The sequence below is a fragment of the Alkalitalea saponilacus genome (assembly GCF_900168165.1).
Taxonomy (GTDB): Bacteria; Bacteroidota; Bacteroidia; order Bacteroidales; family Marinilabiliaceae; genus Natronoflexus; species Natronoflexus saponilacus.
The window spans coordinates 488982-508264 of record NZ_FUYV01000001.1 but is presented as its reverse complement, the minus strand read 5'-3'; the positions used below and the strand labels follow the sequence as shown (position 1 = coordinate 508264).

Sequence of the window (19283 nt, the reverse complement as noted above, 5' to 3'; positions counted from 1 at the left end):
GCAGATGAACTGCCGGGAAGAAAATAATCAGGTTTTTATAAAGAATATCTTATACCGAAATTGCTCCACCATGAATGAAATGAATTTCTGTAAGGATAAATGGGATCATTAAAATAGTGTTGGTGTGATTGATTTGTCAGGTTATTGAAGTTGGCAAAAACACGCAGGTTTGGAGTTATTTGCTGGTTTAAAGTCAAATCAAGCTGTCCGCTGTACATAAGGAATCGATCCAGGTACACATTGTGCTCACTCACAGATGGCGCACTGGATGATCCTCCCACACTATGCAACCAGGTGTCTCTATAAGAATAGGATATTTGGCCTGAGAAACCTCCACGGTCGTAAGACAATGCTACGTTAAAAATATTGGGTGCCTGTTTGGGCAAACGAATACGCCGTTCCTCGGGTACAATGATTTTGGCTTCTGAATAGATGTGACTGTAGTTGGCATAAACACCGAGCCCACTCAAAACACCGGGCAGGAAAGTTAATTGTTGCTGCCAGGCAAGCTCAATTCCGTACAGGTATGCACTTTCGCCATTTTCAGGACGATTCAGCCTGTAACCTGCGTTGTTTCCTTCGGTAATAACAGTTGATTCATTATAGATAAAGTTTCCCATGTTTTTATAGAAAACACCGGCCGAAAGGATTCCAACATTGCTTAAAAAGTGTTCAAACATCAGATCCAGGTTCATACTTGTAGAGGGTTCAAGATCGGGGTTCCCCTGAGATACTGTTTCACTGTCGCTGTTTACAAGTTCGTAAGGAACAAGATACTCAAAATCCGGCCTTGCAATAGAATTAGTATATGCAAAACGGAAATTGGTTAATGGATTAATCTGGTACTTTACATTTAACATTGGGAAGAAATTAACGTAATTCTGGTCATCAGCTTTTATAGCTTCTGTTGCCAAATAATCTCCACCATCATCAAAAATCACACGGAATCCATCATAAGTATTGCTGACCTGTTCCATTCGCACACCAGCATTTACATGAACATTTCCAAAAGTATTATCGGTAAGTGCATAGGCAGCAAATATTCTCTCATTGGCCTTATAGTTGTTTGGATCAGAATTTTCACGGAAACGATCTTCATCAAGTACAAAATCATTAATGTTATCATTAAAAAACTGCTTTCCTCTTTCCCAGTCAATGGAACCTCCCAGAGAATAACGATTGTCAATCATATTGCGGTCTTTATCTTCTGCAAACATTGCCATGGTGAGGTTCTCCGGCCCGTTATACCCTGTCCAACGCCATTCCGACATATTTCGTTCTTTGGTTTTGGTCCAAAATTTACCTCCAAATTTAAAATGTGATGAACGCCCCAACTCATAAGGAACTTCCATATTGAATGTTGCAAAGAGATCGTTATCTTTAACATCATCATTGCGTCGTTCATAATATCGGAAATTCATTTTTTCATAGTCGTTGGGATTAAAATCATTAGCAAATTCTATCATCCCAAACTCTCTGTCAGAAATATCCACACGGTAATCCGGTCTATCTGAATGACGAAAAGCATAATACTCTCTGAGCGGAATATCAAAACTTCCATATGAATAACCAATATTGTAATCCACGGTTGCTATACCTATGTCATGTTTTCCTCCTGCATTCAGAGAATACAAGTCGGTAATTCGGTTATATTCGCGAATTACCTTTTCATATCTGGCACCTGTTACGAGGTCAGGAGTTTCATAGGTTCCGTTACTGATACCATGACGTGCATCATTTCGCACCTCATACTCATCATAATTATTGAAATTCCCCATAAAGTAGATACTTGAACGGGGTGAAAAATGGTATTCAACCTGGCCGGTCATTCCCATACGCTGACGTTCAGTCTCATAGAATGAAGGACGCAACCCTGCAAGCACATCCTGATTTCCATTTCCAAAATCTTGTACGCCCCAATCGTGACGGATATCTTCGGTTGCACGATTGTCTTTTTGATAGTTGGCACTTACTACCCAGTCCAAATTTCCATCTCTCTGACCGTAGGTTGCAGAACCAATCCATTGCGGACGTCCCGACATATTATTATATCCCGATCCGGCAGTTACGTTAAACACTTTGTTGTCCCCAACAGGTCGGCGGGTAACTAAATTAATCGAACCACTCAGTGCATCAGCGTCCATATCAGGAGTAATGGTTTTACTCACCTCAATGGCAGAAACCATATCTGTATTTATAATTGCGGTATTTGTTGCCCGATTAGTTTCGTCGGTAGAAGCCACTCTTTGATTATTAATGGTGACTGTATGAAAACTGGCAGGTAATCCCCTAATCATAATTGCAGCAGCTTCACCACGCAATGGTTCAGTACTGATTCCGGGAATACGTTTCACCGCCTCTGTGATGTTATTATCAGGGAAACGCTCAATCTGTTGAGATGACACAATATTTCTTACGTTTTCGGCTTCTTTTTGCTGGTTAAAAGCTCTGGACTGTCCTCGCATCACACTGGTTACCAATACCTCACCCATGGTTAAGAAGCGTTGTTCCAGATCCGTATTCATATTGATTACTTCACCGTCTTTCACTTCAAGCTCGATTTCTCTGGTTTCATATCCCAAATATGAAACCACCAAAGTATGCCTTCCTTCGGGTAAATTTCTGAGACGATATGACCCATGAAGATCTGTTGATGTTCCAATATTTAAATCCTTTACAACAACAGTTGCTCCAACAAGACGCTCACCTGTACCTAGTTCAGAGACTCTTCCACTCACCTCATTGGAAAAATCCATTTCAGAAGAGATTTCACTAATAGTAGGATTTACTTCTGCTTTCAGAGAACTACAAAATATAACTCCTGCAATCGCAGTCATTATAATTAAAAGTTTCAGTTTAATAGTTTTCATAACACTGTAAAATTGATGTTCATTTATAAATTATGTTTATGTTTTATGCTTTCTTTCACAGTGCAAGTTTACTTCAGGAAAATGGAATAACTCATGGCAAAAGTGCCTGAAAATCACTAGTAAAAAGTACTATATGATATTAAGAAAAAGTTAAATCGACTAAGCCATAGCACATAAGAGAAACGGGTTAATTCTGTAGCAACTAAATCTTAATCACGGCTTAACAATTAATGCAGGGGGTTAGCTTTACTTTGTAACTAAAAAAGTGAGAAGAATAATTATTGCAGATGACCATGCAGTTGTTAGAACCGGATTACAGTTAATCCTGAATGAAACTGATGACCTATCGCTCTGTGCAGAAGCAACCAATGGAGAAGAACTGATTAAGCTGATAATTAATGACAAATTTGACCTCCTCATTCTGGACGCTTCAATGCCGGGCAAAGATGGACTGGATCTTTTGATTGATGTAAAAAAAATAAATCCGGAATTACCGGTTATTATTTTCACAATGAATAATGACAGTCATTATGCCGTGCGGATGATCAGAGCAGGAGCTTCGGCCTACATCAATAAAGAAACGGATACGGATTTAATCCTGAATGCAATACGTAAGGTTTTACAAGGAAAGCACTATTTCCTTCCTGAACAGTCTGACTTGCTGGAAGACATTCTCAACCTGCCGCAATCTTTGTATCAACTTCCGCATGAACAACTTTCCGACCGCGAGTTCCAAATTATGTTTTTATTATCATCAGGATTAAAAAATGGAGAAATTGCAGCCAAATTAAAAATAAGCAAGAACACGGTGGCAAACCATCGAACTTCCATTCTAAAGAAAATGAATCTGGAAAACAATGCCGAACTCACCAGATATGCCATTCAACACGGAATCATAAATTAATACATGTATTCATGAAAGTTCTATTTTTCTTCTCAACATTTTTACTAATTGGCTTTAGCTCATGTCATCAACCAACAAAGGAAAACAGTACCGACAATGAAAAGGATGCATATTTAAACATTGTAGATTCTCTTATCAATATTGATCCCTCAGAAGCTCTGAGAAGAATTAATCACTTTTTAACAGAATATCCCCAAAATGAAGATGAGTTATTTATTAAAGCAATACTTATAAAAGGTGAGATTCTTTCCTTAAGGGGGGCAAATGACAGCGCTCTTATACATTTTAATATCGCTCAAAAGAAATCATTGGATCTTGATAACGCAGAACTTTATCTTCGCTCAAAACTCGCCTTAGGAAAAATTCTATACAGCAGAGGTGAGTACAATAGTGCACTGGAGATTTTTACAACTGTACAACAATTATCTTCAGACCAAAATTTAATGTATAAAAACACCCGTGCTACGTATTACATCGGAAAGTATTATCATACAACGGGAAACTTTAACCGAGCCATGGACTTTTATATCAAGGCACTACAGCAGACAGATAAAGACAAGGCTTCTCCTTTAATAACCTACCTGAAGTTAAGCATAGGAAAGTGTTTTTTAAACAATGGTGACACTAACACATCGTTGTATTATTATCAGGAGGCCTATAAAAATGCCATAACAACCGGGAACCTTATTGCAATAAGTCATGCTTTAAATCATCTTGGTTCCATAAATAATATATTGGGACAACATGAACTATCCTTACACTATCATTATCTGGCTCTTGAATTAAGAGAGACCCTTGCCCTACCATCAGAAAAAGCCATATCCTACAACAATCTGGGGCGCACATGGTTGAAGTCCGGAAATATCGACAGTGCAGTTATTTACTTCGAGAAATCACTAAAATCAAGTTTGGCAGCCGAATATAAAAAAGGTACCGTAAAAGCCTTAACAAACCTTGCAAGAACAGGTCATCAAAACAAAACGGAGATGTATCAGAACGCCTTATCAATGGCCGAATCTTCAAATTATAATGCGGGAATTGCCAATGCGCGATTAAATATGGGCTTACTATATTTTGAAAACGGAGATTTTAATAAGGCCATCGAAAGCTTATATATAAGCTTGGACAAGGCGAAAAAATCCAAACTCAGCGAAACCATTCCACATATACACAAAGGATTGTACAAATGTTATTTAAAAATTAATGATCTTCAAAAAGCCATGTCTCATCTTGAAGAGTACTCCCGGCTAAAAGAAAGGTGGTTACTGGAAAAAAATCAACAACAACTGGCAGAAATGTTTATTCTGTTCGAAGCTGATAAAATGGAACAGAACAATCAAATACTTAAAGCAGATAACCAATTAAAAGAAATGTCCATTAAAAGAAAAAAAATGCTTATTGGTTTCATAATTGGTGCTTTAATCCTTTTTATCCTTCTTTCGCTATTGATTTATTGGCGGTTTTATAACAACCGACAAGCACATAGAAAGCAAATGGAACTAAACCATCAGCTGGAAATAGCCAATCGCGAAAAGGACAAACTGATGAGCATCATCAGCCATGAACTGAGAAATCCTCTATATTGGTTCCAAAACCTCACAAAATCGCTCTCAATAAAACATCGTGTTCTGCCCCCTGAAACAACCGAAAAAAGCTTATTGGCTTTGGATGAATCAGCAAGTCAAACATTTCACCTAATGGATAATCTGCTATTTTGGTCACGGTCGAGACTCAACAGAATCACACCTAAAAACGATTTAACAAATATTCATCTGCTCATAAATCAGAATACCCGAATTTTTTCTTCCATTCTGGAACAGAAGGGTATCATGCTGGTGAATAATATTCCGAATGACCTTGCAATAAAAACCGACCCAAACCTCATTGGTTGTGTTTTCCGCAATCTTGTGAGCAATTCAATAAAATTCACTCCATCAAATGGCCAAATTATAATTGATGTTATTAAAAACTCAGAAAACATAGTATTCTCTGTTACTGATAATGGCAAAGGAATAGAACCTGCAATTCGGGAGAAGCTATTTAAGCAAAACAAAGAAATTTCAACATTGGGGATTATGAATGAACATGGTTCAGGACTGGGATTAAAACTCTGTTTTGAGTTTATTGAAATGTGCGGTGGTGGTATGTTTTTGGATTCTGAACATCAAAATGGAACTAAGATTTGCTTTTCGCTGCCCGTGCCAATCGCAGAGGCATTTCAAACTGTTCAAAAACCAGAAACTTTCAGCGCAAACACTTTGCGCCATAAGGTCTCTGAGTTCAATCCAATTACAATGGACTAATTTACCACCCCACAATAGCTACCCTAACTCCCCAATGTTGATATTTCCCCTCCGAAAATCCTGCAAAAGCACCAATGGTGCCTGCCATAAATATACGGCTGATGCTGTAACCAATTTGTGTGTAATGCGAAATTTGTGGTGTGTGAAGATAGTTGAAATGCAGGTTTTCATTCCACATGCGGCTGCTTAAAACCGGGAGGTTTTTAAGCAGTAACCAAGGCGATGAGTAGGTTGTGTTGGCTCTGACAAACCACTCATTGGTGGATGTACTGTAATCATCCAACAGCATAAGTGAATTGCCTGGATTACTAAAAACAGCCGGTATTTTTGACCCCTCAAAATGCTTAAACCTTGAAAAATGCATCTGTTCATTCCTCAAAAAGGTTCCTCCTGAAACTTCCCATGAAAACACAGGCATAAATGAAAACTCAGCTTCTTTTCGGATACTGCTTTCAAGTAACAGATAATCGGAATGGCTGCCTAAAATTTTAGAACCATGCTCCACCCCCAATGTGAATGTGGGATAGTCGGAATGGGACATGATTTTGCGACCATTGTTGATCCGGTAATAATACCGCGGTGTATATTCCAGCTCCAATCGTGAAACAAATGCCTTTTGAGAATCAAAATGCTCACCGGCTACTGAGCTATTCGTAATATCGTTGGCATGATAGTCTCTATCCTGATAGAAAAAGGAATAATTGGTGCTATTTTCAAGCGGGTTGTATTGATGCCATGCTAAGCCGGTGGTCAGACGCAATCCATTGGCAATATCTATTTTGTTTCGAAGAGAAACGAAATCATTCTCATAAAACCTTGAATAATTTTCTTTAAACAATAGAGAAGAAGCCATGTTTAACAATGGAGCCACTCCTCGTGTACGTTTGTAATCATATGCACCCGACCCGGCTTCGATGGTTAACAATCCACGCCTTAATGGCTGGTAGTTCTGACGGATGCCCATCTCTCCAAAAAGTGCTTTTCGGTTAAAGGCATATCCAATATTTGTATTGATTACCATGCGATGCAGAGAATCCTGTTGCCAACGAAAATCAACTGATTGCCGGTACCGCCAACCATCTACGGCATTAAATCCAATGCCTCTAAGGTTTGTCAACCCGCCGTAATGCACCTGAAAATCACCCTCACGGGGTACGTTTCCGCCCCACATTACAAATTTTCGGGCTCTGGTAAATCCGGAAACACTCTTTGTAGTATCTGTGCGAGTTGTATCTGCGACAGCCTTGAGGCTGTCGCGTACAGCAAATGAACGGGCTTCATGGCGGGTTAGCGGCACAGGTCTTAAGCGGTTCCAGTCAATAGAATCCTGTTTTAAGGAATCCTGTTTAACATGTACATGATAAGTACGTTCAATTTCCAGAGATTCCACCTGCTCGCGGCTGCGACTTTCACGTTCGACCATGGAAGCCAGTCGCATCATATCTCTGTTACTCAACTCTTCTTTTGCCATCAAGGTCTCTATGCGCTGCTGATTGCGAGTAGGCTCAACTTCTTTAGGCTTCTCCTCATCAAGCAAACCAACATCAACTGTATTTGAGGCGTTCATTTGAGAGGCCAGTATTTCGGGAACTGCCAACAGATTATTTGGTTCGACTTTTAGATATTTCACAGATCCAATGTAATTCACCGCGGCCTGAAGGCCCATGATGCTCACATCCAAATCAAAATGATGGCTGATAGGTAGCCAAATGCCATGCTGAACCGGCGAATAAACCTGACGCATACGAACTTCCCCATAAAAGGCTTCAAGTGTAAAATCCAGTGAGTGAATATTCCATAGCCCCTCTACAAGATATATGTCTCCCTCAACCAATTGCTGGCTTTTTCGTCGCGGAATTACCCGGATTCGATTGATGATGTGACCACCCTCCGATATGTACCCCTCATACCTGAATCTGTAATGTCGCATGGCTTGTGGCGACAGTGGCGAAACGAACATTTCGTTATTTGGATCGTAAAAACTTGACCCGATGTAGCCAATTGGGGTAGTCTCCTCTGCAATGGGAAATGTACTTTGCGAATGGATTACCGTATGGTGAACGGTATCCGGAGCAGCAAATTTTATAAGATTCATTGATTCCTGAGTATATGTATCCTCCGGTTGCACCTGAATATCATTAACACTTAACCTGTTTCGCAACAATCGGGGGATTTTTTTCATCTCCAGTGAACCACGCAGATACACTTCGGCCTCATATCGTTCAGCTAGTCGGAGGTAATATGGCGCCAACCCAATGGCACGCCGCATCATGGCATAGGCGGGGTCTTCGCCCCCGGAATAAATACGCACTTCCTGCAGCTGAAACTGAACCGGATAAAATTCAATGTCCAGTTCAAGCCATCGATCTTCCCGAACATTAATCTTAAATTCCTGCTTTGCAAATCCCATGGCCTGAAAAATCACAGTGTAAGAACCGATGTCCAGACGAAGTTCGTAATAGCCATCATTGTTAGAGGTCACACCCATGTGAGTCTCTTTAACAAAAACAGAAGTACCGGGAACGGCATTTCCATCAAGATCAACAACACGCCCTTTGAGGCCTGAGCCATAGGAAAAATGGTACGATAATGTTAAAACCAGAAGAAAAAGCAGACGTTTTAACCAATAGAAATTGCACATATTTTGAGTTTTTGAAAAGGTTATATGTCTAATGCGATCTATTTAACAAAAACAGTGCCTAAAAATTTAACTATAATTTTACGAAGGTGGCTGAGCTTGTCGAAGCCACCTTTTTTCTTTATTTTTGCAAAACGGGGAACAGAACAGACAAAAACAGAAAAATTAAACACACATCCATGCCAAACATTTCGAAACGAGGATTAGAGATGCCTGCATCTCCAATCCGGAGACTGGTTCCTTTTTCAGAAGATGCCAAATCCAGAGGCATTACTGTTTATCATTTAAACATTGGTCAGCCCGATATCAAAACCCCTGAAGTGGCCATTGAAGCCATGAATAAACTAAAGATAAAAACGATTGAATACAGCCACTCTGCCGGCATTGAATCCTATCGCAGGAAGCTGGTTGAATACTACAAAAATCTTGGAATCAACATCGATAAGAACCAGATACTTGTGACAACCGGAGGATCAGAAGCCATCTCACTCACTTTTTTGAGTTGCATGGATCCCGGTGATGAAGTCATCGTTCCCGAACCTTTCTACGCCAATTATTATGGATTTGCAACGGCTGCCAGCATAAAGGTAGTGCCTGTGGCATCATCCATTGATGACGGATTTGCCCTTCCAGCCATTGGAGAAATTGAAAAGATGATTACCCCGCGGACGAAAGCTATATTCATTTGTAACCCCAACAATCCAACCGGTTACTTATACTCGCGGGAGGAACTGGAACAATTGCGGGATGTTGTGAAAAAACACAAACTGTACCTGTTCTCCGACGAGGTGTACCGTGATTTTTGCTACACCGACAAGCCCCATATGTCGGTTATGCATTTGGAAGGCATTGAGCAAAATACGGTGATGATTGACTCTGTATCAAAAAAATACAGTGAATGTGGGCTTAGAATAGGAATGATGGTGTCCAAAAACCGTGACATCATTGATACGGCGCTAAAATTTGCTCAGGCCAGACTTAGCCCCCCTTCTCTGGGTCAAATTGCAGCTGAGGCCTCATTGGATACGCCGGCATCTTACTTTAAAGAAGTACACAAAGAGTATATCAAACGACGTGATTTTCTTGTTGAAGGACTCAACAAAATACCCGGTGTATATACACCGGTTCCCAAAGGAGCCTTTTACACCGTTGCAAGACTACCCGTGGACAATGCCGACAAGTTTTGCCAATGGATTTTAAGTGATTTCTCGTACAAAAACCAAACCGTGATGATGGCACCGGCCTCAGGCTTTTACACCACTCCCGGTAAAGGAATTGATGAAGTGCGAATTGCATACGTGCTGAACATCGAGAACCTTAAAAACGCTATAGAAACTCTTGAAAAAGCGCTTGAGGCATATCCCGGAAGAAAATAAATCCATATTTACATCGTTATAGCTGATGAAACGGAATGTTTATGAAATGAGCGGTAATGGCAAAAAAGCTTTGACCTATCTTCAATTAAACAACACCGGAAGCAAAATGAAATTTGATTGATAATTGGATTATGATGAGATTGTTGTGGTGGTTTTTGCTGGTAATACTTCCTTTTTTTTCATTGAAAGCTGAAAAAACAGAGGCTCCCGGGTTAATTATTTTTTTGGTTATAGACGAATTAGATAATGAGCAAATTCTCTTGCTTCAAAGAGAATTCTCCTCACAGGGAATAAATCGCATATCCCGCACGGGTATGCGATTTATGAATGCATATACTTCAGACATTTCCGGATATCCGGGAACACGTATTGCGTCCCTTTACTCGGGCACTTCGCCATCAACCCATGGACTAATTGGAGAAACCTGGGTAAATCGAAGAAACAACCAGTTCATTCAGCCGGCATCCTACGATTCTGCTCAAATACCAACAGTTTTATCGTACAATCAGTCTAAAACAATTGCCGATTATCTTAAATCAGTTTACGGTTCAGAGGCTAAAAATGCCACCATCTCTGTTAATGCTCCCTGGCTGATTCATGCCAACGGATACAGTCCCGATCACATTTTCACCTACGACCAAAATCGCGGATTTTTTTATGATGCATCAAATCCGGGGAAAAAGGATGACTGGATGAACAGTTTTAACCAGAGCATCAACAACACCAACCTTTTGAACAGACAATGGGGACCGGTGAAAGACATCACCAGCTATGTTGAATTTCGCTATTTACCTGATGAAAAGAGAAAGGATTTTCGAAGCTTTTTATATAACATGCGAACCGGAACCGAAGCACCATTCTCACGCATTGCCGGATCGCCATACATCAACACGCTTATTCGGGATTTCACCGTATCTTTTCTAGCCAACACCGGATTCGGAAAATCAAGCGTTCCCAATCTCCTGACCATACAATTCACTACGCGTCCTTTCACAAAAACCAACGGAACCATACTTCCTGCTGAAAAAGAAGACATGCTGTTAAGGTTGGATCAGGACATCGCCTCGCTGCTTACATTCCTGGATTTTGAATTTGGACGGGACAACTATCTGCTGGTGCTAACTGCAGGAGCAAACAGCATGCCGGATCAAACCACCACAGGAAAAGCTGGAATTACAACAGGAACAGTTGAGTTCAGAAGAGTTGTGTCGTTATTAAACCTTTACTTGATGGCGCAATACGGACAAGGCCAATGGGTAACAGGCATCCATGACAACTTTCTCTATCTGAATCACCAATTAATTGAGGAGAACCAACTCGAGTTGGAAGTTATACAAGAAAAAACGTGCAGATTCCTGGTGGAGTTCAGCGGAATAAAACATGCCATTTCAGTCTGGAACAAAATATTCAACAGCGAAAAGCAACCTGTTTTATCCGACAATCTGTTTTCTCGCCGACTACCTGATATCTACATAGAGCTATTGCCCGGATGGAGCACGCCTGCAACAAGCCTGGGTACCCGACAAACAGGCAAAAGCGGGAATAATTTTGTACCGCTATTTGTTTCCGGAACAGGTATTCGTGACGGAGCTTGGATAACACCATTCAACATCAACAAATTAACGCCCATCCTACTTCAGTTGTATGGGATCAATCACCCGGAATTGATTTATATGGAGCAGGTTAATTTGTTTAAGTAGAGTAATCAACTTAGAAGGTAATAATAGTCAACGACCTTGTGTTTTACCTGACGTTTATATTCACAACTTCTCGAGAATATTATTTATTGCTTAACTATCAAACAGATAGAACTCCATAGTCGCCCTAATCCATCAACTAACAGTATAAAACTTACTAACCTCTAATATCTGATAGTCTAACAATCTATTGCATCCAGGAAAGCTTTTACGAGTTCAGGATCTTTTTCCAGAGCATTACCGACTACGATAAGATCGGCGCCGGCATCGGTTGCGGATTTCATAATTGCCGGTGTGACAATTCCACCACCTACCATCAACGGAATATTCAAATGCCGTTTTACATCGGAAATCATTGAAGGAGATACAGGCCGTTTTGCTCCGCTACCTGCATCCATGTAAATCAACTTCATACCGAGCATTTCACCCGCCATGGCCGTGGCAATGGCGATGTCATTTTTCTCAGCAGGTATGGGTCGCGTCTGGCTCATGTATTCCACCGATGTATAGTTTCCACCATCAATTAACATATAACCGGTGGAGATAGGCTCTATCTTGTGCCTATGAATAAATGGCGCTGAAACAACTTGATTGCCAATTAACAGTTCAGCATTTCGTCCTGATATCATGGAAAGAAAAAGTACGGCATCTACATTGAATGTGAGATGGGTAGGACTACCGGGGTACAAAACCACAGGCATATCCAACTCGGTTTTCAGATAATCAACAAGTGGTTCAATTGGATTTGAGATCAGACTGCCTCCAACCAGAAGCAATTGCGGCGATTGTTGCTTCATTGAAGCAACAAATTGCTCCAGTTTTTCACCATGACACTTATCGGGATCTACCAAAAATGCCAATATTTTTTGCTTTCTGCGAAATCTGTCGGTAATAAAGTCAAATATCATGGTGTCTTCAAATCTTATTCAACAAATACAAATGTAACCTAATTACCAATGCCATACAAGATAATATTCATCGGTGATTTTGTAAGAAAGATCATATACCTGACAAGGAGAATCCTCAAAAAGGATTCTCCCGGAGAGCGTTCCTGATTTTTCCGGCAAAAAGGGATCAATTAACATTTGATCTTTAAAAATGATGCCCTGAATTCCTGCTGTCTTATATAAAGTCTCCTTGGCGCACCAAATTACGGCATGGTAAGTGGGTTCATCTCTTCCGGATATGAATTTCTCTTCTGTAGGATTTACAAATCGCTCACTTAATTTTGATATCCTGGGAGAGGGATACTCCATGTCAACACCACATATTTGAGTGGACACCAGCACTGTAGCAAACCCCTTGGTATGTGAAATGGTGACGTTAAGATCTGATTTGTTAAGATTTGGTTTTCCCGAAGAGGTATGACTAACGCATGGAGGCAAACCGGTCAGTCTCTGAATCAACAATCGTGAAGCCAGCCATTCCAAACGTTTTTCAGGATTGGAAATCAGTTTTAACTGATTTCGCATCAAATCGGTAAAAGAAAGCAACTCGGCGAGTTGCTTTTCTGTTTCTTTAATTTTCCAGACTGAGAGGAAAGATCTGTTTTCTTTATTCGTTTCAAATACAACCGGCATAATACAATATCAATCATTCCATTTAATGGTTTCCATCAGATGAATCACATCATCTGTAATGAAATCAATAACCGGGTTGAGGGAGTCTCTGTTTGGCCGAACCTGAAAGTAAAGCGAACCTCTTAGAAAATGCCTGGCACTGTCGGTCACAAGAAACTGAACCGGTGAGGCAGCGTCGCCTTTAATTTCAAACAGCATTCCATACACATTCTTTTCTTCGTCGAAAAAGAGCATCTCTTCAATGGCATCTGCTTTTACAACATGGTTATAAGCAAAACGAATGTTATCCTCCAGCAGGTCATACAAATTATCATCAACCTCTTTATAGCTGATGTGTACCCGTGCCTTAAACTGGGGGAAATATAGGTTAATCCAGTGAGGCTCTGCGCTTCTTGAAACATCGGTTTCTATTCTTCCATACACAGGATACTCGAATCCATATGGCATGGTGGTATCAAGAAAAACATACTCCTTTTCCGGTAAATCAATCCGGAAAAAGCCCCGTGGTTTTGGAGTTCCTCCTTGTGAACACCCTGCCACGAAAAGCGCAATCGCACCTGCAACCAAAACAAAACGCTTTACCAACTGCATCATCTTCATCCTTTATTTTCTGGTAAATATCTGATTTTCTTTATCCGACGGTTGTCGGCCGCCATAATTGTAAATTTATAGGGCGGATACTCAACTACTTCATGCTTTAACGGGATTTCACCCTTAATTTCGAGCAACAATCCTGCCAGGGTTTCAGCTTCTCCTGACACGTCACGAAAAGCATCTTCGACCAGTCCTGTGGCCTTAAAGAAATCTTTCAGCAAAGTTTTCCCTTCAAAGACATAGGACCCGTCCTGCATGATGGTGAAATTTATCTCGTCTTCATCCATCTCATCACTGATTTCGCCAACAATTTCTTCCAGAATATCTTCCAGCGTAACAATCCCCGAAGTACCACCATACTCATCAACAACGATGGCCATATGTATTTTATGGGTTTTAAATTCCTGAAGCAGATCGTTGATCCGCTTGGTATCGGGAACATAGTAGGCCTGGCGAATCAAGCCCTGCCATTTGAATGAATTGTCTTTGCCAAGATGGGGCAGTAAATCCTTAACGTACAAAATTCCTTTGACATCGTCCGGTCCGTCATCGTAAACCGGGATACGTGAGTATCCCGACTCAACAATTACAGAAATCACTTTTGAGAACTCACTCTTCAAATCCAGATCCACAACATCAACCCTGGCCGTCATAATCTCCTCCACATTTATATTCCCGAACGAGACTATTCCTTTAAGAATATCCTTCCCCTCAGTAATATTATCATCGGTCAGTTCCAGTGCATGAGATATATCGTCCAGAGAAATACCTTTTATCTTTTTTGCCAATCGCCTGTTTACCACATTGGTTGACTTGACCATTAGTATGCTTACCGGCTTAAAAAAACGCGACAGAACCAATAACGGATATGCCATGAAAGCAGAAAATTTTCGCGAATAGAGCCCTGCATAGAGTTTAGGCAATATTTCGCCAAAAAGGAGAATCATTCCAGTGATAAACACCACCTCAATAATAAACTGCCATGCCCCTGGCGTGGTGAAAACAACCAACTCACCAACAATGTAAGCAGTCAGAATGACGATGCTTACATTGACAAAATTATTACTGATGAGTATGGTGGCCAACAACAGTTCAGGGTTCTCCAAATGCTTAACTGCACGCTTGCCAGCTCTGCTTTCCCCCTCTCTCATTTCGGACAGATCGGTTGGTTTTAGAGAAAAATAAGCAACCTCAGATCCGGAAATGAGAGCCGAACTTAACAGTAACAACAGAATAATGATGATAGACAGCAATAGTCCCGGTGTAAATGCCTGAAACTGCAAAAACATCAGTGCTGATTGAATCTGAATGAGCGAATCTGCTTCCAATACTACCTATTAATATTTAAAATGGTAAATCGTCCTCAGGCCCGGATTCACCGGCATTAAAGGAGCCCTGATCTGAGCTGTTACTTAAATTGTTTTGTGCCGCAGACTGTTGGTTTGAGGAGGTATGCTGCATAGGTTGATCAGCGCTGCCTGCCTGATCATTATCACCTGAACTGCGACGCCCTAATAAATTAATGGTATCTGCATAAATCTCGGTCATATACTTTCTCACACCATTGGCATCATCATAGGAACGTGTTCGAATGCGGCCTTCAACATAAAGCTGAGTCCCCTTTTTGATATAAGATTCGGCAATTTTGGCCAATCCGCGCCATGCAACAATGTTGTGCCATTCGGTGCGATCGGGGACTTCCTGCCCATCGCGGGTTTTAAATCCACGTTCAGTGGTAGCCAACGGAAAATTAGCAACTGCCTGATCATTATCGAAATAACGGACTTCGGGATCTTTCCCGACATTTCCAACTAATATTACTTTATTTACCATATACAAATATAATAATAAGGTTAATGGATTAAGTTTAACAAAGCTAAAATACAAAACTTACTTTGCCAAAACAAATTCTACATATTCGTATAAATAAGAAAACGTCGGATGATTAATCGTTTAAGGGTTAACAACCTAAAATAAAAGATCATTAATTTTGTTTTCGATGAGTTTAGGCACCGGGTAACTGTTTAACTCGTTTAAAGCGACATTAATTGATTTGTTACCATTGAAAAGTTCAGGAAAATCCTTTGCATTTTTTGCCTTAAGCAAAAAAAATCGGGCGTGAATATTTCTGTGTGTCAAAATATGAACAGCATCTCCCACAATATTTACTTTGTATTCTGCCCCAATCCAAGATTCTGCTATTTTATTCTTAACGTCTTTGGTTGACATAAGCGAGTTGGTTTCAATCAACGGAAAATCATACAAACCCTCCCATATATCACCTTTGCCTCTTTTTTTTAATCGCATTGAACATCCATCTGTAACAATCAGATAGTTGAAGTAACGCGATTTTCGTGTCAATTTTGAAAGTTTAACCGGAAAACCATCTTGTTGCCCCAAATGAAATGCCTTACATTCTGAATTTAATGGACACGAATTACACTCTGGGTTTGATGGTTTACAAACCATAGCACCCAGATCCATCATGGCCTCATTGAAATCTCCCGGTTTTGCCTCATCAAGTAAATTAGTTGCCAGTTTTTCAATAACCTTACGCCCTTTTCCGGTATCAACAGGAACATCCATAGCAAAATAGCGCGACAACAACCGTACAACATTGCCATCTACTACAACACACTTTTCACCAAAAGCAATCGACGCGATTGCTGCAGCCGTATATGGACCTATGCCCTTAAGTTTCTGCAACTCGGATTTTGATGATGGAATGATTCCATCATATTGATCCACAACAGTTTTTGCAGCCTCATGAAAATTACGTGCACGAGAATAGTAACCCAATCCCTGCCATACCTTTAAGACTTCATCGATTGGTGCATTGGCGAGACGTTGAATATCCGGAAATTTACTTAGAAAGTTTAAATAATAATTTGTACCTTGTGATATCTGAGTCTGTTGCAGGATGATTTCTGAAACCCATACATGATATGGGTTACTGGTTTTTCTCCACGGCAAATCACGTTTACTAATATGATACCATCCAATTAAAGAGCGTTCGAAATCGGTCATTTTTAAAATTTTATCCAAAAATACCGCTTTTAGTTTTTTTTTAAAACCAAAAGGATTTATATTTGCAATCTGAAAAATTAAAACTAGTGTCTAATTTACTGATAATTAAATAATTTTAAAAGCAATGACAAAGGCTGATATTGTAAACGAAGTTTCGAAAAACACTGGAATTGAGAAGGTTACAGTACAGAAGACTGTTGAAGCCTTCATGGAAACCGTAAAAGGCAACCTGGTGAAGGGTAAAAATGTTTATCTGAGAGGTTTCGGAAGTTTCATCATCAAGAAAAGAGCAGAGAAAACTGCCCGTAACATTTCTAAAAACACAACCATTATTATCCCTGAACACTTCATCCCTTCTTTCAAGCCCTCTAAGAGCTTTGTTACCAAGGTGAAGAATAACGTGAAGTAAAGGAAGAATTTTAATTTAAAACCTATTGCGATGCCAAGTGGTAAAAAGAGAAAAAGGCATAAGATGGCCACTCATAAGAGGAAAAAAAGACTAAGAAAAAACAGACATAAGAAGAAGAAATAGTCTGTTCTGAGAAGAACTTTAAAGAACAAACAGGACAATGTCTGTTTGTTCTTTTCGTTTAAGAATTAACGTTCTTTGAAATTTTATTAATTAATTTATTTTATAGTGAGTGCAGAACTATACGTTGATGTAGCTCCTAAAGAACTAACTATTGCTCTGCTTGAGGACCGCAAATTGGCGGAACTAAGAAAAGAGCAAAGCAATGTTCAGTTTGCCGTTGGCGACATTTATCTTGGGAAAGTTAAGAAAATCATGCCAGGATTAAATGCAGCATTTGTTGATGTAGGGTACGAAAAAGATGCCTTTTTACACTATCTTGATCTTGGACCACAATTTCGAACCCTTCAAAAATATGTAAGCCAGCTAAAGACTAAAAAAGGAGCCGCTGCATTGCACAAGCTAAAGCCGGATGAGGACATAAATAAAAACGGAACGATTTCAGAAGTATTAAACCCGGGACAAGAGGTTTTAGTTCAGGTTGCCAAAGAGCCAATTTCGACAAAAGGACCCCGACTGACCTCCGAAATATCCATCGCAGGCCGTAACCTGATTTTAATACCATTCTCCGACAGGGTTTCGGTAAGCCAAAAAATTCAGCGCCCGGAAGAGCGCAATCGTTTAAAGCGATTACTTTTGAGCATCAAACCAAAGAATTATGGCGTGATAGTTCGTACCGTCGCTGAAGATAAGCGCGTTGCTGAACTTGACAAGGAGTTGCGTACCTTGGTGAAACGTTGGGAAGAGTCCGCTCTCAAACTGAAGGAAACCAAAGCACCAGGATTGGTTGTTGGAGAGATTGGAAGAACTACAGCTTTTTTAAGGGACTTGTTTAACCCGACATTTCATTCCATATATGTTAATAATCAAGATGTTTTTCGCGAAATCCGCGACTATATAGAATTAATTGCTCCCGGACGTGAAAAGATTGTTAAATTCCACAATGGCAATGTTCCAATTTTTGACCAATATGGAATTGAAAAACAGATAAAAGCGTCCTTTGGGAAAACCGTATCATTTAGAAGCGGTGCATATCTGATTATTGAACATACAGAAGCGCTTCACGTCATTGACGTTAACAGCGGAAATCGTTCCAAATCGGCATCCAACCAGGAGAGCAATGCTCTGGATGTAAACCTGGCCGCTGCCGAAGAAATAGCACGTCAACTCAGACTCCGGGACATGGGCGGAATCATCGTGGTGGATTTTATTGATATGCAGGATAACGAACACCGTCAAAAGGTGTTTGAAAAGATGAAAGAAGCCATGGCTTCTGACAGAACCAAGCATAACATACTACCTCTCAGCAAATTTGGACTGATGCAAATCACCCGCCAACGCGTCAGACCAGAAATGCTAATTGAAACCGAAGAGAAATGCCCCTCATGTTTGGGTACAGGAACCATTGGCCCCTCGGTGCTGTTTGATGACAAAATAGAGCAAAGTGTCCGGCTAGCTGTGCAACAGCAAAATTTAAAGAAATTGACCCTGTGGGTACACCCATATCTGTATGCCTATTTAAAAAGAGGTTTTCCTTCAAAAGTATTGAAGTGGAGATTAAAATATGGATTTGGATTAAAGGTGCTACCTTCTGATTCTATGGCATTTTTAGAGTTCAAGATCACTGATCATAAAAACCAAAAAGCCGGTCTCAAATGAGACCGGCTTTTTTTTTGTATCAATCTCAACTAAACACCTCATATTGCTTCATCACATCGTTCCAAAAAAGGAGCAATTAGTATTATAATATTATTTAACAAATTCT

General features: G+C 40.2%; 14 protein-coding genes. 6 read left to right on the top strand and 8 right to left on the bottom strand.

Annotated elements, in window-relative coordinates:
- Positions 1 to 35: 35 nt before the first annotated feature.
- Positions 36 to 2870, bottom strand: coding sequence for a TonB-dependent receptor (locus tag B5X70_RS01865; protein ID WP_079556147.1), 2835 nt, complete (start codon positions 2868 to 2870; stop codon positions 36 to 38).
- A gap of 265 nt (positions 2871 to 3135) precedes the next feature.
- Between B5X70_RS01865 and B5X70_RS01860 the strand changes: the two genes are divergently transcribed.
- Both B5X70_RS01860 and B5X70_RS01855 read left to right on the top strand, forming a co-directional pair.
- The gene (locus B5X70_RS01860) at positions 3136 to 3774 is read left to right on the top strand and encodes a response regulator (RefSeq protein ID WP_079556146.1); all 639 of its coding nucleotides are present in this window, start codon (positions 3136 to 3138) and stop codon (positions 3772 to 3774) included.
- An 11-nt stretch (positions 3775 to 3785) separates the two neighbouring features.
- Entirely contained in the window at positions 3786 to 6077 is a 2292-nt protein-coding gene (locus B5X70_RS01855) for a tetratricopeptide repeat protein (protein WP_079556145.1), read from the top strand.
- A 1-nt stretch (position 6078) separates the two neighbouring features.
- Here B5X70_RS01855 and B5X70_RS01850 read toward each other — a convergent pair whose 3' ends face one another.
- Positions 6079 to 8718: a DUF5686 and carboxypeptidase regulatory-like domain-containing protein gene (locus B5X70_RS01850; protein WP_079556144.1), complete on the bottom strand. Its 2640-nt coding sequence runs from the start codon at positions 8716 to 8718 to the stop codon at positions 6079 to 6081.
- A 176-nt stretch (positions 8719 to 8894) separates the two neighbouring features.
- Between B5X70_RS01850 and B5X70_RS01845 the strand changes: the two genes are divergently transcribed.
- Positions 8895 to 10091, top strand: a complete 1197-nt coding sequence (locus B5X70_RS01845) for a pyridoxal phosphate-dependent aminotransferase (protein ID WP_079556229.1) — start codon at positions 8895 to 8897, stop codon at positions 10089 to 10091.
- Positions 10092 to 10222: 131 nt separating this feature from the next.
- Positions 10223 to 11791: an alkaline phosphatase family protein gene (locus B5X70_RS01840; RefSeq protein WP_079556143.1), complete on the top strand. Its 1569-nt coding sequence runs from the start codon at positions 10223 to 10225 to the stop codon at positions 11789 to 11791.
- 176 nt (positions 11792 to 11967) lie between these two features.
- Here B5X70_RS01840 and B5X70_RS01835 read toward each other — a convergent pair whose 3' ends face one another.
- From B5X70_RS01835 to mutY, 6 genes are all read right to left on the bottom strand, one after another.
- A complete protein-coding gene (locus B5X70_RS01835; protein ID WP_079556142.1) occupies positions 11968 to 12696 on the bottom strand; it encodes a phosphoglycerol geranylgeranyltransferase in 729 nt (242 codons plus the stop codon).
- Positions 12697 to 12738: 42 nt separating this feature from the next.
- The gene (locus B5X70_RS01830; RefSeq protein ID WP_079556141.1) at positions 12739 to 13368 is read right to left on the bottom strand and encodes a 4'-phosphopantetheinyl transferase family protein; all 630 of its coding nucleotides are present in this window, start codon (positions 13366 to 13368) and stop codon (positions 12739 to 12741) included.
- Positions 13369 to 13377: 9 nt separating this feature from the next.
- Positions 13378 to 13962 carry a gliding motility lipoprotein GldD gene (gldD, locus tag B5X70_RS01825; RefSeq protein WP_232468401.1) on the bottom strand — a complete coding sequence of 195 codons (585 nt, stop codon included), beginning with the start codon at positions 13960 to 13962 and terminating at the stop codon, positions 13378 to 13380.
- Positions 13963 to 13964: 2 nt separating this feature from the next.
- Entirely contained in the window at positions 13965 to 15290 is a 1326-nt protein-coding gene (gene gldE / locus B5X70_RS01820; protein ID WP_232468402.1) for a gliding motility-associated protein GldE, read from the bottom strand.
- A gap of 16 nt (positions 15291 to 15306) precedes the next feature.
- Entirely contained in the window at positions 15307 to 15795 is a 489-nt protein-coding gene (locus B5X70_RS01815; protein WP_079556139.1) for a single-stranded DNA-binding protein, read from the bottom strand.
- 135 nt (positions 15796 to 15930) lie between these two features.
- Complete coding sequence (gene mutY / locus B5X70_RS01810) at positions 15931 to 16989, bottom strand: A/G-specific adenine glycosylase (protein ID WP_079556138.1); 1059 nt, start codon at positions 16987 to 16989, stop codon at positions 15931 to 15933.
- Positions 16990 to 17113: 124 nt separating this feature from the next.
- Here mutY and B5X70_RS01805 point away from each other — a divergent pair, with 124 nt between their 5' ends.
- Entirely contained in the window at positions 17114 to 17398 is a 285-nt protein-coding gene (locus B5X70_RS01805) for an HU family DNA-binding protein (protein ID WP_079556137.1), read from the top strand.
- Positions 17399 to 17626: 228 nt separating this feature from the next.
- Positions 17627 to 19177, top strand: coding sequence for an Rne/Rng family ribonuclease (locus tag B5X70_RS01800; protein WP_079556136.1), 1551 nt, complete (start codon positions 17627 to 17629; stop codon positions 19175 to 19177).
- The last annotated feature ends 106 nt before the right edge of the window (positions 19178 to 19283 follow it).